Origin of the sequence: Aminobacter sp. MET-1, from assembly GCF_026521175.1 — a bacterium.
GTDB lineage: Bacteria > Pseudomonadota > Alphaproteobacteria > Rhizobiales > Rhizobiaceae > Aminobacter.
In genome coordinates this window covers 54,803-70,163 of record NZ_JAMSHL010000012.1, presented here as the reverse complement: position 1 = coordinate 70,163, position 15,361 = coordinate 54,803, and the positions used below count along the sequence as shown (strand labels likewise).

The window sequence follows — 15,361 nt, the reverse complement described above, 5'->3', positions numbered from 1 at the left end:
GGAGGCGACATGGCTATTGAAGCAAGCAAGAAGGAAGCCGGCAGCGGCCGCATCCGCCTGGGCATGGTTGGCGGCGGTCAGGGCGCCTTCATCGGCGCTGTCCACCGCATGGCCGCGCGGCTCGACGACCAGTATGAGCTGGTCGCCGGCGCGCTGTCGTCCAGCCCCGAAAAGGCCAAGGCCTCGGCCGCCGATCTCGGTCTTCCCGCCGACCGATCCTACGGTTCGTTCGAAGAGATGGCCAAGGCGGAGGCTGCCCGCCCCGACGGCATCGAGGCCGTCTCCATCGTGACGCCGAACCATATGCACGCGCCTGCCGCAAGGGCCTTCCTCGAGGCTGGTATCCATGTGATCTGCGACAAGCCGATCACCACCACGCTCAAGGAGGCCGAAGAACTCGCCGCGCTGGTGAAGACGTCGGGCAAGCTGTTTGTCTTGACCCACAATTACACCGGCTATCCGATGATCCGGCAGGCGCGCGAAATGGTCGCCAATGGCGATCTCGGTGAAATCCGGGTCGTGCAGGCTGAATATCCGCAGGACTGGCTGACCGAGCCGGCGGAACGCTCCGGCTCCAAGCAGGCCGAATGGCGCACCGATCCCAAGCGCTCCGGTGCCGGCGGCGCCATCGGCGATATCGGCACCCATGCCTATAACCTCGCCGCCTTCGTTACCGGGCTGAAGACCGAGCAGGTGCTGGCGCAGCTGACCTCCTTCGTCGAGGGCCGCCCGCTCGACGACGATGTGCAGATCCTGCTTCGCTACCAAGGCGGCGCGCGCGGCATGCTGTGGGCAAGCCAGGTGGCTGTCGGCAACGAAAACGGATTGAAGCTGCGCGTCTATGGCACAAAGGGCGGCCTAGAATGGACGCAGGCCGACCCGAACTATCTCTGGTTCACGCCCTTTGGCAAGCCGAAGCAGCTGCTCACCCGCGCCGGGTCCGGCGCGGGTGCGGCCGCGACGCGTGTCACGCGTGTTCCAAGCGGCCACCCCGAAGGCTATCTCGAAGGTTTCGCCACCATCTATACCGAAGCAGCCCGCGCCATCCGCGCAGCGCGCGAAGGTAAAAATGCCGATGCCGACGTGATCTACCCCACCGTCGAGGACGGCATCGACGGCATGAAGTTCATCGAAGCCTCCGTCGCCTCATCGAAAGCCGGCAATGTGTGGACGAAGATCGGATGAACATGTCCGTGGTATCTCAGCCGCAGGACGACAAGGCCTTCATGGCTGGACATGGGCTGGCCAAGGCCTTTGGCGGTGTTGAGGTGCTGAAAGACATCTCGCTCGATATCCGCTCTGGTGAGGTGCATGCCATCATCGGCGAGAACGGTGCAGGCAAATCCACGCTGATGAAGATCCTCGCGGGCCATCTCGCGCCGGCGCGCGGATCAATCACGATCGACGGCGAGACCGTCGTCTTCAACGGACCGGTGGATGCCGAGCATCGCGGCATCGTGCTGGTGCATCAGGAAATCCTGCTGGCGCCCGATCTGACGGTTGCCCAGAACATCTATCTTGGCCGCGAGATCAAAAAGGGCCTGAGCGTCGACGACAAGGCTATGAATGCGGGCGCGGCGAAGGCCGTGCGGAACCTTGGCGCCAATATCGATCCGAAAACCGTCGTCGGTCGCCTTTCGATCGCCCAGCGTCAACTCGTGCAGATCGCCCGCGCACTTCTGGTGCCGCACCGTCTGGTCATTTTCGACGAGCCGACCGCGTCGCTGACCCCGATAGAAACCAACGCGCTGCTCCAGGTGATTTCCGATATCCGCAAATCGGGAGCGGCAGTCCTCTATATCTCCCACCGCCTGCCGGAAGTGAAGACGCTGGCCGACCGTGTAACCGTGCTGCGCGACGGCAAGCTGGTCACCACCCGCGAGGCAGCCGGCCTCGAACCGCTCGATATGGCCCAGTTGATGGTGGGCCGCGACGTGTCCAAGCTCTATCCCGATCACGTTGCGCCCGAGGGCAAGGACTATGTGCTCGAAGTCGAGAACATGGATGTGCCCGGTTATGCCCGCAACGCCTCGTTCAAACTGAAGCGCGGCGAAATCCTCGGCTTTGCCGGCCTTGTCGGCGCCGGCCGTACCGAATTGATGGAAGGCATCGTCGGCCTGCGCCCCGCCAAGGGCATGATCCGGCTTAACGGAAGGCAGGTTGCCTTTGCGAATGCCAAGCAAAGCATGAAGGCGGGCATCGTCTATCTTTCCGAAGATCGCAAGGGCAAAGGCCTGCTGCTGCAGGAGGCGCTCGGCCTGAACCTGACGCTGGCCGGCCTGAAGAAATTCGTGCGGGGGGTGATGCTCGACCGCAAGGCCGAACGCGCCGCTCTCGATCAGGCGATTGCCGAATTCGATATTCGCACCCGCAACAAGGACCTGCTGGCCGGCCAGCTTTCCGGCGGCAACCAGCAGAAACTGCTGATCGCCAAGATGATGATGCTGAAGCCTGACATCGTCATCATCGATGAGCCGACGCGCGGCATCGACATCGGCACCAAGGAGCAGATCTACACGTTCATCGTCGACCTCGCCCGGCAGGGCAAGTCGGTGATCGTGGTGTCTTCCGAAATGCCCGAGCTGATCGGCATATCCGACCGCATCGTTGTGATGCGCGAGGGGGTGATTGCCGACGAGGTGAGCGGCGAACACATGAACGAGCGAGAGATCGTCGTGCTTGCGACGGGCGTTAAAACTTCTGAGGCGGCTTGAGACATGACCGACACGACGACCACGGCCCCGCAAAGACGCAACCTCTGGCAGGATGTCGACCTGCGCGCCGTCGCCCCCTTCATCGCACTGGCGCTGCTTCTGGTGCTTGGCTCGTTTGCCCATGACAATTTCCTGACGGCCAACAATCTGCTGAACGTCATGACGCGCTCGGCCTACATCGCAATCATTGCGATTGGCGCGACCTTCGTCATCACCGCCGGCGGGCTTGATCTGTCCGTCGGCGCCATGACCGCCTTTATCGCCTCGCTCGCCATCATGTTCATGAATGCGGGCGGTATCGACAATCCGTTGATGATGGTTCTGGCTGCCGCGGCACTGATGCTGGCAATCGGCATGGCCTGTGGGCTGACCAATGGACTGGTCATAACCTTGGGCAAGATCGAGCCCTTCATCGCCACACTTGGCATGATGGGCATCTATCGCGGCCTGACCACCTGGCTTTCGCAAGGCGGCGCGATCACGCTGCGCAATCCGGAGGTGCAGGCGGTCTATCGCCCGGTCTATTTCGGCAATCTTTTCGGCATTCCTTACCCCGTACTTGCAATCTTCATCACGGCGGCGATCGCGGCGTTCATTCTGTACCGCACCTCGTTTGGCCGGCATGTGATCGCGGTCGGCTCGAATGAGGACGTCGCGCGCTATTCGGGCATCTCGGTCGCGCGCGTGCGCACCATGACTTACCTGATCCAGGGGCTGTGCGTGGCGGGTGCCTGCCTCATCTATATTCCGCGCCTTTCCTCCACCACGGCCACGACAGGCACGATGTGGGAACTGAACGCGATCACAGCGGTCGTGGTCGGCGGCACCGCCTTGCGCGGCGGCGTAGGTCGGATCTGGGGCACCGTGGCCGGCGCCTTCATCCTTGAAATCATCGGCAACATCATGCTGCTGACGAGCTATGTCAGCGAGTATCTGCTCGGCGCGATCCAGGGAGCAATCGTCATTATCGCGATGTTGGTGCAGCGATCGCTGACGCGAAAATCGTGAAGCAAATCGGGACTGCGGGTCGCCCGGTCGGTTCAAGACAGGCCTGCAATTTTGGGAGAGAGGTTAATGCGTAAAATTCTACTGGGACTGGCGGCCGTTGCGCTCGCCGCGACCATGGGCACAGCCCTGGCGCAGGACAAAAAGACCATCGGCGTCTCGATTCCCGCCGCCGACCATGGCTGGACGGCCGGCGTGGTGTTTCATGCCGAACGTGTCGCCAAGAAGCTGATGGAGGAATATCCGAACCTGAACGTCGTGGTAAAGACGTCGCCCGATCCGGCATCGCAGGCCAACGCCGTACAGGACCTCGAAACGCAGGGCATCGACGCGCTCGTCATCCTGCCGACCGATCCCGATCCGCTGGTCAGCGCGATCAAGGAAGTCAAGGCCAAGGGCAAGTTCGTCGCACTCGTCGACCGTGCGCCCTCCACCAATGACGATTCGGTCCGCGACCTCTACGTTGCCGGCAACAACCCGGCGCTTGGCGAAGTCGCCGGCAAGTACATTGCCGCCACCACACCGAACGCGGAAGTCGTCATCGTGCGCGGCATGCCGATCCCGATCGACCAGCAGCGCCAGGATGGTTTTGACAAAGGCATCGCCGGCTCGGGCGTTAAGGTTCTCGACCGCCAGTTCGGCAACTGGAACCGCGACGATGCCTTCAAGGTCATGCAGGACTACCTGACCAAATATCCTAAGATCGACGTGGTCTGGGCGCAGGACGACGACATGGTCGTGGGTATTCTCGAAGCCATCGAACAGGCAAAGCGTACCGACATCCAGTATGTCGTCGGCGGCGCCGGCTCGAAGGACATGATCAAGAAGGTCATGGACGGCGACAAGATGGTCCCTGTCGATGTTCTCTATCCGCCGGCAATGGTTGGCACCGCGATGGAACTGACGGCAGCACAGCTGTTCGATCAGGTTCCGGTTCACGGCACCTACATCCTCGACGCCACGCTGGTCACCAAGGACAACGCCGCCAACTACCACTTCCCGGATTCGCCGTTCTGATCGGCGGTTATAGAAAATAGCTGTGCAACGGGGAGGCTTGGCCTCCCCGTTTTCCTTTGGGTCTCAATGTTTGTTTCAATCTACGGGCTCGCCAGGTTGGTCTGGACAGCGTTGAAGCAGGACCCCTTCCGGTCATCTGTTCTACCATCAGGCATACATACGGGGTGGAGCGCGACATGATTTATGGATGCGACCGCGACAACCCTCTCTCAGTCGGTGCATTCTGCTCTATCGCTTATGAAGTGGCTTTCCTTGACTCACATGCTGTGATCGAGACAAGTCGATCACTATTAGGCGACTTCGCAATCCCGCAGAAACTTTGAGGCAATCGAGTTTGACCGAATATGAACCCCGGGTTCGCGATTGGGCTTGTGCTCACTGAGATCAACGGAAAGCCAGTTGAAACTGGATATCACTAAATTGTCGTCATCCCCACCCAAGCACTTTGGCGTGGAGACGGGGACGTTCGATCGCCTGGTCATCCCAACTTTCCCGTAGCGCTCTCGCAACGCGAGGAGGTCCGAAGCGACAGCGCCTTGCGACGCATATCGGCCCGCCAAGGGGTCGGACGCGATCAAGCACCGCTCTCTTTCTCTTCGCCCTCCGCTTCTTCACCAGTTAGAACGCCAAAGTCCTGGGATTTCGAAGTTGGATTGGCGACTAGGAAGCCCTCGGCTGCCAAACCTCGGCGCAGGAGCTCGCGAACGGCCGCAGCCCTGCTTGGCATTCTCTTATGGAACCGGAAATCCTCGACGGCTGTCAGTTCGTCGCCGTTCAGCATGATCTGCAGGCGTTCGCCGCGTGCCAACTCCGGCATTAATCGCACCCCAAGAAGCAAACCAATGAGTAAGTTACTCATATATGCCCAACGGCGCTAAGTTATTCAAGACGCGCTTAGCCTAATTTGTGGCAAGGTCGGACCTCCCAGCAACTCCCACCATTGCGCACCAATCAGCACAACAAGTAGATAGCTAACTATTTGATATTATTTGTTTTTCTGTGTCGGTATCTTGCGTCGTCGCCCCAAACTCGTATAATGCCTAAAGGAGGCATACGTCGATGCGAACAATCTCACAGGCAATGTTGCAGGGAATTCGGGAGGGCGTTGTCAAAGCGTCGACCGAGGGCGGATGGATAAATGTAGCGGCAATATCAAAACAAATTCAGCACGATTTCCGCACCGAGAATGTTGCTCTTGAAGACATAGAGAAAGCAGTTTTTGCCCAAGTCCGCCTCACCGGCAGACCCATCATGTTTCAAGAACCCCCACTCGCGCCAGAACTTGAACGATCCTCCGAAGCGTAGGTCGAGTTCGAGCAGGCAAAGTTGGGGTTTATCTAAGCCTCGGTCACCAGCGTTTTGATGTCCTGGAAAGGCCATGGTGCTGCATGGTGACCTCCGGTTGGAGTTACCCCTCGAACTTCACTTTCGCGTTCGAGCCAATGGATGTCGAAGCACATCGGCCGGGCAGCTCCCAACACCTTCATTATGCAACCGGGGAACGTCGCTCTTTCAGAAAATCGCATACGTTGTGGTAGCTGGCCGCTTCTTGGCGCTCCAAACGTTGCGCTTTCAGCAGCGAGCCGTGGAACAAGAAAGCTAGCTTGCGCTTGATGTGGCGGAGGTTTTGTCATGTCCAGACGCAGAAAGCTAAATGAGCTCGCAGAGGCGATAACCTCGATATCCGCAAGCGTCAATCAAAGGCGGCTCTTCAGAACGCCATCTGCCTGATGGCACACGACTTCAAGCTTTGTGAAATTTCCGAGATATTGCGGTCCCACGCGGATCAGATCGAGGAGCTTGGATAGGAAACCTAAAACCCGGCTAACCAAAAAACACCGCTCGCAGTCCCGAAAGCGACGGCAATGTAGAACAGTTGGGCCCAACGAGGACCTTCAATCTCGCCCAGATAATCTGCCGCAGCGTTGACCAGCCTACCGGTTCTTATCCTATTTCGGGTGTTGTGAACTGCGATCGGCAAAGTCATGCCGGACCTCCTTGGTAACTACAACCCTGCCACCCAACACATGCCGCTGGCCGTTCCGAACAGAACCGCGAGATAAAACATGTCAGTCCAATCATGTGCATCTCCTAAGCGTCGTGCTGCATCTTCGAAGCCAAGAAGCTCGGTGGGCGGACTATGGACAAGGGTGCCGCAGCGACGGTCGTACCACATTTTCTAGCTCCGCTTTCGCGCCTCGCACCCCCTAATTCCACAAGCTCCAAAGAGTTCCATAAAATTGTCTCCCAGCGCATGATACCTGCCAGACACCCCCAGGGGGCGGCGGTGAGCACCTCGCTTCTCTTTTCCGAACGCCGTGGAGCCCGAACCTGTATCCGCTCTTCAAATATCTGAGTTTGGAACAATAGGTGCAGTGAGATGATTGAAAGATGTCAGAAGCGGAGGCCCGCTCGGGTCAATGACTGACAGGAGCCACCTATGGATCTCACGACCTTGTTGGTTATCATTCTCATCATTCTTCTCCTCGGCGGAGGTGGCTGGTATGGGCGCGGAAGGTGGTACTAGGCGGGCCGACAGACAACGCGTTGGTGGTAACGTCCGCAACAGGATGAAGGGCACTCGTCTGGCTCCGACCGCGCCAATGAAAACGACTCTATTTTCGTTTTTCGTCTCTCGACCGCAGACTGCTTCGCAGGGCATCCATAATGTTGATTACGTTGCCCCCGTCTTTTCCACGCTCGGCCCTTGAGCGTGGCTGCTTCCTGTCTTTCTTTTTCGACGCAAGGACTTGGAGCAGTTGTTCCTGGACGGGATCGTTGACCATCTTCGGGTCCCAGGGCTTGGTTCTCTCGTCGATCAAGGTCTGCAAGAGGTCAAGAATTTTCGGATCTGCCTCGGCCTTGCCGACCTCGCCAAAGTAAGCGTCGGGACTCCGTACTTCGTCGCCGTAGCGCAAAGTCCAGACTACGATTCCTTTACCTCTGGGCTCAAGCAGGACCGCACGCTCGCGCCGGTACAGCACTACACGTGAGATACCGACAGTGTTTGTGGCTTCCATCGCATCTCGAATGACGGAAAAAGCCTCTTCCCCAACAGGATCGTCCGGGATCAAGTAGTGAGCCCTGTCGTACCAAACCCAGCTTATGCTATCGGCCCGGACGAACATTTCGATATCGATGGTCCTGGTGCTTTCAAGTCCGACCGCCTCTATTTCGTTGTCCTCAAGCAGGACATATTCGTCCTCGCCGCGCTGGTATCCTTTCACTTCGTCTTCCTCCGCGACGACCTTGCCGGTACCGGCATCGACATACTGGCTGACCACCCGATTGCCGGTGCGCTTGCTCAGCGTGTGAAACCGGACTTTCCCTGCTTCGCTCGTCGCTGGCGTCATCGCGACGGGGCAAGTCACCAGGGAAAGTTTCAGATATCCCTTCCAGAACGATCTCGGCGCCATAACGCAGACTCCTACATATTCTGATCCCAAACGTCTTTTGGCAGCTCCTGTTCCACCGATCATGGCCACCGCCCAGCCAACCTCGCCACCGCAAATTCTTGAGCCAAGTGTAATGCCTCACGGAAGGAGGTCTTGCAGCCGAAGTCGGTCCAGCAAGGCTCTCTTGGCCCGAGCGAGAGACTTCATCGATATTGCCTTCTTGCAGGATCCTCTCGAAGGCGGAACCTTAAGTGAAAGAGCGAATTACCGCTGACAGATGCCGTCAATGATCTTGGTGGCGAGGCAGACAGGTACAATGATGGAGAGCCGCGCGTGACCACCAAGGCATCACCAAATCCAGCCGAGCTTCTAGGAGCCATTCCTGTCGCTGAACTGCCCCTGCCCACCTACACCACTGACATCGCCGGAAGGATCATCTGGTTTAATGACGCGGCCAGATTAATCTGGGGCCAGGCCCCAGCGCCGGAGGCAAGGTGGAGTGGTGGATTGGGGGTTCTTCACAGCGACGGCCTGCCGCTCGCTCTTGACGCAAGCCCAATGGCTCTTGCGGTCGGCCAGAGAAGAGCACAACAGGGTAGCGAGATCGCGCTTGTCAGAGGGGACGGTACAATTTTGCCGGTCCTGGTCTATTCGTCGCCATTGTTTCACGAACATGGTCCGTTGATCGGTGTGGTCAACTCGCTCATTGACGTGTCTCGACACAAGAAGGCGGAGCGTCTGGCGCATCAACTTGCCGCCATCGTCGAATCTTCCGAGGACGCCATCATAAGCAAGGATCTCTGCGGAGTTATTCAGAGCTGGAACGCAGGCGCCCAACGGCTCTTCGGTTACAGGCAGGATGAGATGGTCGGCCGCCACATCAGCATTCTCATTCCATCGGATCGGATTGCCGAGGAAGATGAGATCCTTACGAAGATCCGCAAAGGGGATCGCATAGACCACTTCGATACAATTCGGCGCCGAAAGGATGGCAGTCTTGTACCGATATCCTTGACCGTATCTCCCATCAAGGATGACAAGGGAAAGATCATCGGAGCCTCGAAAATCGCGCGGAACATAAGCGACCGCATCGACAAAGAATTGAGAATTCATCAGCTGATGCGAGAAGTGAACCATCGGGTTAAGAACCAGTTTGCCGTCATCCTGTCCATGATCGGGGCAACCAGTCGCCGATCGAAAGATCCGCAGAGCTTTCAACGCCAGTTTCGCGAGCGCATCATGGGGCTTTCACGCTCTCACGATCTCCTGGTCGAAGCTGAGTGGAAGGGGGCGAGCCTCTATGATCTCGCAACGAGCCAGATCATGCCATTCGCGGAAGTCAGTCAGCTCAATTTGTCGGGCGAGCCGCTCCTTTTGGCGACAACGGCAGTTCAAAACCTTGGAATAGCGTTTCATGAACTGTCTACGAACTCCGCTAAACATGGCGCGCTTTCGACGACTGCCGGCCGGGTTTCAGTGTCATGGCAGATCCAAGGACATAATTTAAGGCTAGACTGGCGAGAGACGGGCGGACCTCATCCCGGGGCCGAGCCGCCGATCGGGTTCGGCCGAATCGTGCTGGAACAGGTAGTTCCCAGGGCGCTGAATGGAAATGCCACCTTTCTGGCAGAGTCTGATTCCGTGCGCTGGACGCTCGTTGCTCCATTGAGCTCGATCGAGCCGGCATGAGAGGACAAGCGGCCAGTCCGCGCTTGGTTCCACATCAAACAGCGCCGGTTCCAATGTGACTCTCAATAGCGCGCGAACCAAGCTCAAAAGCTTAGGCTTGTCACATTCTACGCGAACCGGCTTATTGGAACGTATCGCGCTGCCGATGATTGTGCCTTCGAAGTTAGTGCATTGCATACAATGTTACGCGTCAACCAAGTCGCACCATCGCCTCGATACCGGCGGTTGATACTACCCGACGCCGCGCTTTCGGAACCGCGGTCCAAATAGCGACGACTGTCGATCGCAGGCTGGCCGTCACGGGCCGCCCGAAGCAACCACCTTTCGACCACGCTGTTTCTGTTGAATGAACATGGAACCTTCCATTTGGGTGAAAGTCGGTGGATTCATACTCCTCCACATCACCACCTTCGATGAAGCGTCCGCCTTTCTGGAGGATTGGGACGTCGGCGCTCGCAACGCGTTTTTTTATCTCGCTAGCGACGCCTTTGAAGGTTTGAAGGAAGGTTCGATCCCGCCAGAAGTTGCAAGGCTGGCTTTCGAAACATTTTGTCGCGATGCAGGAGTTCTGCGCGACCCGCCATGAAGAGTGGGGCGCGGCAGCCGTTGCCGCGCCCCCATATTCGACCAGTCGGCCGGAGGTTGGTACCTGGAAACACCGCGCCTACCAGTAGGGCTGGGCGCCGTAGTAATCGTAAATCCTCCGATTGTTCTCCTCGGACCAATCGTAGCTGTCATCGGCGTAACTCGGAGCTCGATCAAGCTGCTCCTTGGTGATATCGATCTGGAAGCCGCCGAGGCTCTCATTGTAGGTGAGCTTGCTCCATGGCACGGGATAGTGATCCTGCCCCATACCCAGGAAGCCGCCGAAGCTCATGATTGCGTGGGCCACCCGGCCTCCCGCTTTCTCCAGCACCAGCCGCTCGACTTCACCAATGTGGGCGCCATCAGGTCCATAGACCTCGGTTCCAACTACCTTGTCGCTTTCAATGAGATTGTTCATCTTGATCTCCTTTACCTACGTTGGCCAACGTGCTGCGGCGGTGGTGGTTCCGAAATTTTCAGCCAGCCGATCTAGTCCGGCCCGAGGACAGACGATCCACTATGGAACCCCATACGGTTTCATGGGTTCCCTTCCTGATCACTGGAAACGATACGGATGCCTCAAGAACTGGCGACCCCAAGCGAAATCGAGAAACTCGTACCTGACGACGAGCCGTGTAGGGTGGGAGAACTGGCCACTCGTTACGGCCTGTCCCAGGAGGCGGCCTTACTGTTGATCAAGCGACACGGCAGCTCGCGCATCAGCTGGAGGCCATTCTGGCGCATCGCTTCAGTGGGTGAGAGCGACAGAAGCAGCTATCGGCGAACCCGAGCGGGACGTGTATTGCGGCTCATGGTGAGGGCGTACAACATTCCCGGGTCCCGCACGCCGGCGCGATACATCACCTTCAGCGGTTTCCATATTTGAGAGATTGCAGGTTGGCTCTGCGGGTCCATGCGACGCGCCAGACACGCCTCATCATAGACGGCCAACAGGGATTTCAGCGCGTACGGATTGTCGAGATAGTCAATCATTCCACAGCCACTCGGAGGTTTGGTACTTGATTGGCTGAATATCTCGCGACCAGTTGCCTCCTCGTGACAGTCGGCCGCCCGGCTGAAGCACCGCAAGTGGGCTTAGCTTCGACCCACCTGGCAATACAATTTGACTTTCGGCATTTGGTTCCGGCGCGTGCCAAATTTGACGCTTCAGCAGCAAACCTCGACAGTCTACGGGCGGCAGGCTGGACCAATGAGCTACTGATTTTGGAGCGTGCCCGCATAATGAACTCGAGCGTCCTAGCCAATCCACGCGCCGGCCAACAAAAGCATCGCGCCCACTGCAACGAGCAGCAGCCCGGGCCAGGTGCGGTCGATGGCGAAGACCCGAAGTCCTTGCCGGCCGGGTGGCTCAATCGTTCTCCCCGCCAGTGGATCCAGACGCGATCCGCTCATACGGCCGAAATGGATCCCGGCCATGGCGAGCAACAAGACACCGCAAACCATGAGTATGCTGCCAATCCAGACCCATACGATCATGGCACTATCCATTTTATCGCGCGCCACTCGACAGAAGCTGAAAGCAGCCCGCCGCCGATACGGCAACGGGCCCTTCGGCCTAGTTGTAGACCTTGACGATCCGCCGTGTGCCCGGGTCGACAAGGACTGTGCGTCCATCGATAACCACGTATTGATAGGTAACATCCGGAACGCCTTCGAAGCTGTGCAGCTCCACAGCATCGGGAAGCGGGGTGCCGATGTTCAGCTCGATTCCAGGAATGCTGATAGAAGCCAGCGGCTTCTTCTTGACGTACTCCCGGATCACCGTATCCCGCTCTGGCGTAATGATGACGTCCTGAGCGAACGCGCTGGACATCCCAGCCCATAACGCCAGGACGGCAATTGTAGCGGTTTTCATCGTGACGCTCCTGTCTATCGGTTTGTCCCTCCCGACGCACAACGTCGCGAGAACGGGAGGGTTCCTAATTTCGCGTCGATGACCCAACCTTGATGTGGAACCGCGAGCCACATGCGCCGTTATCCCATGATCACGGCACAACGCAGGGAATACAAGCGTGGGCATTTTGATCGGAATCTTGATCACTTTTCTTGTTATCGTCTTGGTTCTGTGGCTGATCAATCGACTGCCACTGGACGGCAAGACCAAACAGATCGTTCAGGTCGTTGTAATCATCATCGGCATAGTATCCCTGCTTCGATATCTTGCCGTCTTCTGATCACAACGCTTTGCCGAGCAGGAGGACTTCATGGCCACCAATGATAATCCGAACGCAGCGAGGCTCTCGCAGCGCGAGGCACAGGTTGCGCTGGAAAAGCAGGTCGCCCAGATGAAGCGCGACATTGAGCGCATCAATCGAACGCTCGCGGAGCAAGCAGAGCAAGCGACCGGAGCCGCCGCAGGTTGGTTGAGCAGTGCAAACGAAAGGGCGTCACGGACAACTCAAACGCTTCGCGAGCAGGCGCAGACAGTGTCTCAAGCCGTGAAAACAAACCCGGGCACAGTCTCATCCGCCATGATCGTGGGGGGACTGATTGGCTTCATGCTCGGCTGCCTCGCAACCCAGATGAACTCCGGTCGTAATCAACACGACTGGTACTCGTGGTAGACACATTTGCTACGTTACGCCCTTCCTCTGGCGGTTCGTGCGGTTGACCAAATCCTCCACGGCGGCGACCAGAGTGGGGCTGTCAAAAGGCTTTGACATGTGAGGCGTGGCCGCACTCAATCCGTTCAACGCATTCTCGCCGTGGCCACTCAAGATCAGTACTGGAATGGATGCATGCGTTGCCTCTTCCGCGACGGGCACGCCGCTGAAACCATGAAGGTTCATATCAAGCACCACAGCGTCAATCGGCTGCCCGCTCCCCAGATGTGACAGGGCCTGTTCAACCCTCGCTGCAGGCCCGATCACTTCATGGCCTGCCTCGACAAGCGCGTCTTCGATGGACATTGCGACCAGCATTTCGTCTTCGACGACAAGGATGCGAAGCGACGAGAGGGAATTGCTCATGGTGAGATCTCACTCTTCCTGCCGAGGTATTAAATTCGACAAGCCATCGGCGATGAAGTCCAGGCGGATGGTGCAGGTGACGCCTTCTGGCTCAAAATGCAGTTCCACCGGATACCCAAGCTCGTAAGCCAGCGCCCGGTTGAGAACTCGCAGACCGAAGCCTCGGCGCGTCGGTGGACTAACGAGGGGACCATAGCGCTCCGACCAGCGGACAACGCAAGTGCCATTGCAAGCCCATGTCAGGGATATCTTGCCAACCGGTGTAGACAGAGCTCCGTACTTTATTGCGTTGGTCAACAACTCGTTGAATGCCATGGCAAGTGCGAGGGCTTGTTTGGGAGTGATACGAGTTTCGGATCCTTCGACCGACGCACGCCCCTCTTCAATCCAACCTCCCAGCACTGCATATGCGATGTCATCGAGTTCGATAGCCTGCCATGCCTGCCGCGTCAGAAGATCATGCGCCCGGGCCAAGGCCAGCAGTCGACCGTTGAAAGCTTCGGCAAAGGCACTTGGTGTTGCGGCGCTCTTGAGCGTTTGTTCTGCCAGGGACTGCACTGTTGCGAGCGTATTCTTCACCCGGTGATTAAGCTCGCCGATCGACAAAGATCACTTCCGACTCTCCGTCCAGACGAGCCAACAGGTCCTGAATGCGCTCGACAAGGAGCGGCAGAACGGCTTCTTCGTTGTAGAGAGGGATGACAAACGAGTAACGAGGCGTCTTTCGCCTCGCTCGAATCAGTCCGATGGCCTCGTTTCGCATAAAATCCACAATCGTCTGGGCGTAGGAAAGTTCCCGAAGCAGGCCAAACAACCCTTCGAAGCCAACGGAGCCCACGCGACAGGCATGCATGGCGGAACAGTGTCGGCTGATCGACGTTGACCATGACGACAGAAACCCGAGGAGGCGTTGTCATGAACAACATTATTTATCTCGTAGGCCTGGTTGTGATCGTCCTGGCTATCCTTTCGTTCTTCGGTCTGAGGTGACGAGGCTCCGAGTTGCCGATCGGTCAGTGATCGGACCGTTGGCAATTCGTCCATCATCTCGGATCGATCAAAGGAACCTTGGCATGGCCCTTACGTTGCCCTCCCAGAAAACGGAGGCTCACTCGTGGCACCAAGAGCGAACTGGAAGGGCCATCTGATACTGGGAGAAGTCTCCTGCCAGGTGGCCCTTTATACGGCAGCGTCGACTTCCGAGCGTATTGCCTTTCACACAATCAATAGAAAGACGGGACATCGTGTCCATCGCCAGTTCGTCGACAGCGAAACGGGCGAGGCAGTGGATAGGAACGAGCAAGTCAAGGGTTACGAAATCGGCTCCGACGAATATGTCGTGCTTGAAGATGAGGAGATCGAGGCTGCGATCCCCGAGGGCGACAAGTCAATCACCATCGATGCGTTTCTTCGCTGCGGAAACATCGACGACGTCTATTTCGACAGACCGTATTATCTCGCCCCAGCCGACAAGAATGCACTGGACGCATTTTCGCTCATTCGCGACGGCATGAGGGAAAAGAACGTCGCGGCAATAGCCCATGCCCTACTCTTCCGGCGGGTTCGCACGCTTCTTATCCGCGCCCAGGACCGTGGTATGATCGCGACGACGCTCAACTTCGAGTACGAGGTTCGGCCCGCCAAGGAGGCTTTCGACGACGTCAGGAGCTTCACGATCAAGGGCGAGATGCTGGATCTGGCAAAACACATCATCAAAACCAAACAGGGCGCGTTCGATCCGAAGGCCTTCGACGACCGCTATGAGGCTGCGCTCTCTGAGTTGGTGAAGGCCAAGATGGAGGGGAAACAGATAACTCCACCCAAGCCACGCGAGCAAGGCAAGGTAGTCGACCTAATGGAGGCGCTGCGCCAAAGCGCAGGCACGAAAGATCGGAAGAGAGCGCGTAGCAAGCCCGAGGTCAAAAACGTCGGCAAGTCCACGTCGTCCCGGAAAAAGGTGAGCTAG

General features: G+C 57.9%; 18 protein-coding genes. 10 read left to right on the top strand and 8 right to left on the bottom strand.

The window, feature by feature from the left end; translation table 11 throughout:
• Positions 1-9: 9 nt before the first annotated feature.
• From NDO48_RS17460 to NDO48_RS17445, 4 genes are all read left to right on the top strand, one after another.
• Positions 10-1,185 carry a Gfo/Idh/MocA family protein gene (locus NDO48_RS17460; RefSeq protein WP_267321914.1) on the top strand — a complete coding sequence of 392 codons (1,176 nt, stop codon included), beginning with the start codon at positions 10-12 and terminating at the stop codon, positions 1,183-1,185.
• Positions 1,182-2,714, top strand: a complete 1,533-nt coding sequence (locus NDO48_RS17455) for a sugar ABC transporter ATP-binding protein (protein ID WP_267321913.1) — start codon at positions 1,182-1,184, stop codon at positions 2,712-2,714. The genes NDO48_RS17460 and NDO48_RS17455 overlap by 4 nt, the downstream gene beginning before the upstream one ends.
• 3 nt (positions 2,715-2,717) lie before the next feature.
• A complete protein-coding gene (locus NDO48_RS17450; RefSeq protein ID WP_267321912.1) occupies positions 2,718-3,722 on the top strand; it encodes an ABC transporter permease in 1,005 nt (334 codons plus the stop codon).
• A 66-nt stretch (positions 3,723-3,788) separates the two neighbouring features.
• Entirely contained in the window at positions 3,789-4,736 is a 948-nt protein-coding gene (locus NDO48_RS17445; RefSeq protein ID WP_267321911.1) for a substrate-binding domain-containing protein, read from the top strand.
• 574 nt (positions 4,737-5,310) lie between these two features.
• Here NDO48_RS17445 and NDO48_RS17440 read toward each other — a convergent pair.
• Positions 5,311-5,553: a hypothetical protein gene (locus NDO48_RS17440; protein ID WP_267322001.1), complete on the bottom strand. Its 243-nt coding sequence runs from the start codon at positions 5,551-5,553 to the stop codon at positions 5,311-5,313.
• Between the two features lie 242 nt (positions 5,554-5,795).
• Between NDO48_RS17440 and NDO48_RS17435 the strand changes: the two genes are divergently transcribed.
• Positions 5,796-6,041 (top strand): hypothetical protein, encoded by a 246-nt coding sequence (locus tag NDO48_RS17435; RefSeq protein ID WP_267321910.1) that lies wholly within the window; start codon positions 5,796-5,798, stop codon positions 6,039-6,041.
• A gap of 1,310 nt (positions 6,042-7,351) precedes the next feature.
• Here the strand turns inward: NDO48_RS17435 and NDO48_RS17430 are convergent.
• Positions 7,352-8,152: a Ku protein gene (locus NDO48_RS17430; RefSeq protein ID WP_267321909.1), complete on the bottom strand. Its 801-nt coding sequence runs from the start codon at positions 8,150-8,152 to the stop codon at positions 7,352-7,354.
• 312 nt (positions 8,153-8,464) lie between these two features.
• On the opposite strand from NDO48_RS17430, the gene NDO48_RS17425 reads away from it, so the two are divergent.
• Positions 8,465-9,820 carry a sensor histidine kinase gene (locus tag NDO48_RS17425; protein WP_267321908.1) on the top strand — a complete coding sequence of 452 codons (1,356 nt, stop codon included), beginning with the start codon at positions 8,465-8,467 and terminating at the stop codon, positions 9,818-9,820.
• A gap of 352 nt (positions 9,821-10,172) precedes the next feature.
• A complete protein-coding gene (locus NDO48_RS17420) occupies positions 10,173-10,406 on the top strand; it encodes a hypothetical protein (RefSeq protein ID WP_267321907.1) in 234 nt (77 codons plus the stop codon).
• Between the two features lie 78 nt (positions 10,407-10,484).
• Here the strand turns inward: NDO48_RS17420 and NDO48_RS17415 are convergent, their stop codons facing one another.
• From NDO48_RS17415 to NDO48_RS17400, 4 genes are all read right to left on the bottom strand, one after another.
• A complete protein-coding gene (locus NDO48_RS17415; RefSeq protein WP_267321906.1) occupies positions 10,485-10,823 on the bottom strand; it encodes a PRC-barrel domain-containing protein in 339 nt (112 codons plus the stop codon).
• A gap of 356 nt (positions 10,824-11,179) precedes the next feature.
• A complete protein-coding gene (locus NDO48_RS17410) occupies positions 11,180-11,398 on the bottom strand; it encodes a hypothetical protein (RefSeq protein ID WP_267321905.1) in 219 nt (72 codons plus the stop codon).
• Positions 11,399-11,662: 264 nt separating this feature from the next.
• On the bottom strand, positions 11,663-11,902 hold the full coding sequence (locus tag NDO48_RS17405) for a hypothetical protein (protein ID WP_267321904.1): 240 nt from the start codon (positions 11,900-11,902) through the stop codon (positions 11,663-11,665).
• 79 nt (positions 11,903-11,981) lie between these two features.
• Entirely contained in the window at positions 11,982-12,281 is a 300-nt protein-coding gene (locus NDO48_RS17400; protein WP_267321903.1) for a DUF1236 domain-containing protein, read from the bottom strand.
• A gap of 157 nt (positions 12,282-12,438) precedes the next feature.
• Between NDO48_RS17400 and NDO48_RS17395 the strand changes: the two genes are divergently transcribed.
• Together NDO48_RS17395 and NDO48_RS17390 are read left to right on the top strand one after the other, a co-directional pair.
• Positions 12,439-12,600 carry a Thivi_2564 family membrane protein gene (locus NDO48_RS17395; protein ID WP_267321902.1) on the top strand — a complete coding sequence of 54 codons (162 nt, stop codon included), beginning with the start codon at positions 12,439-12,441 and terminating at the stop codon, positions 12,598-12,600.
• A gap of 30 nt (positions 12,601-12,630) precedes the next feature.
• Positions 12,631-12,990 carry a hypothetical protein gene (locus NDO48_RS17390; protein WP_267321901.1) on the top strand — a complete coding sequence of 120 codons (360 nt, stop codon included), beginning with the start codon at positions 12,631-12,633 and terminating at the stop codon, positions 12,988-12,990.
• Positions 12,991-12,999: 9 nt separating this feature from the next.
• Here the strand turns inward: NDO48_RS17390 and NDO48_RS17385 are convergent, their stop codons facing one another.
• Positions 13,000-13,395 (bottom strand): response regulator, encoded by a 396-nt coding sequence (locus NDO48_RS17385; protein ID WP_267321900.1) that lies wholly within the window; start codon positions 13,393-13,395, stop codon positions 13,000-13,002.
• A 9-nt stretch (positions 13,396-13,404) separates the two neighbouring features.
• A complete protein-coding gene (locus NDO48_RS17380) occupies positions 13,405-14,001 on the bottom strand; it encodes a sensor histidine kinase (RefSeq protein ID WP_267321899.1) in 597 nt (198 codons plus the stop codon).
• 508 nt (positions 14,002-14,509) lie between these two features.
• On the opposite strand from NDO48_RS17380, the gene NDO48_RS17375 reads away from it, so the two are divergent.
• Positions 14,510-15,361: a Ku protein gene (locus tag NDO48_RS17375; RefSeq protein ID WP_267321898.1), complete on the top strand. Its 852-nt coding sequence runs from the start codon at positions 14,510-14,512 to the stop codon at positions 15,359-15,361.

Excerpts from the sequence above, each read along its gene's own strand:
- NDO48_RS17440 (WP_267322001.1), bottom strand. The coding sequence starts at position 5,553 with ATGCCGGAGTTGGCACGCGGCGAACGCCTGCAGATCATGCTGAACGGC.
- NDO48_RS17415 (WP_267321906.1), bottom strand. The coding sequence starts at position 10,823 with ATGAACAATCTCATTGAAAGCGACAAGGTAGTTGGAACCGAGGTCTAT.
- NDO48_RS17430 (WP_267321909.1), bottom strand. The coding sequence starts at position 8,152 with ATGGCGCCGAGATCGTTCTGGAAGGGATATCTGAAACTTTCCCTGGTG.
- NDO48_RS17390 (WP_267321901.1), top strand. The coding sequence starts at position 12,631 with ATGGCCACCAATGATAATCCGAACGCAGCGAGGCTCTCGCAGCGCGAG.
- NDO48_RS17445 (WP_267321911.1), top strand. The coding sequence starts at position 3,789 with ATGCGTAAAATTCTACTGGGACTGGCGGCCGTTGCGCTCGCCGCGACC.
- NDO48_RS17385 (WP_267321900.1), bottom strand. The coding sequence starts at position 13,395 with ATGAGCAATTCCCTCTCGTCGCTTCGCATCCTTGTCGTCGAAGACGAA.
- NDO48_RS17455 (WP_267321913.1), top strand. The coding sequence starts at position 1,182 with ATGAACATGTCCGTGGTATCTCAGCCGCAGGACGACAAGGCCTTCATG.
- NDO48_RS17410 (WP_267321905.1), bottom strand. The coding sequence starts at position 11,398 with ATGATTGACTATCTCGACAATCCGTACGCGCTGAAATCCCTGTTGGCC.
- NDO48_RS17460 (WP_267321914.1), top strand. The coding sequence starts at position 10 with ATGGCTATTGAAGCAAGCAAGAAGGAAGCCGGCAGCGGCCGCATCCGC.
- NDO48_RS17400 (WP_267321903.1), bottom strand. The coding sequence starts at position 12,281 with ATGAAAACCGCTACAATTGCCGTCCTGGCGTTATGGGCTGGGATGTCC.
- NDO48_RS17405 (WP_267321904.1), bottom strand. The coding sequence starts at position 11,902 with ATGATCGTATGGGTCTGGATTGGCAGCATACTCATGGTTTGCGGTGTC.
- NDO48_RS17420 (WP_267321907.1), top strand. The coding sequence starts at position 10,173 with ATGGAACCTTCCATTTGGGTGAAAGTCGGTGGATTCATACTCCTCCAC.
- NDO48_RS17435 (WP_267321910.1), top strand. The coding sequence starts at position 5,796 with ATGCGAACAATCTCACAGGCAATGTTGCAGGGAATTCGGGAGGGCGTT.
- NDO48_RS17450 (WP_267321912.1), top strand. The coding sequence starts at position 2,718 with ATGACCGACACGACGACCACGGCCCCGCAAAGACGCAACCTCTGGCAG.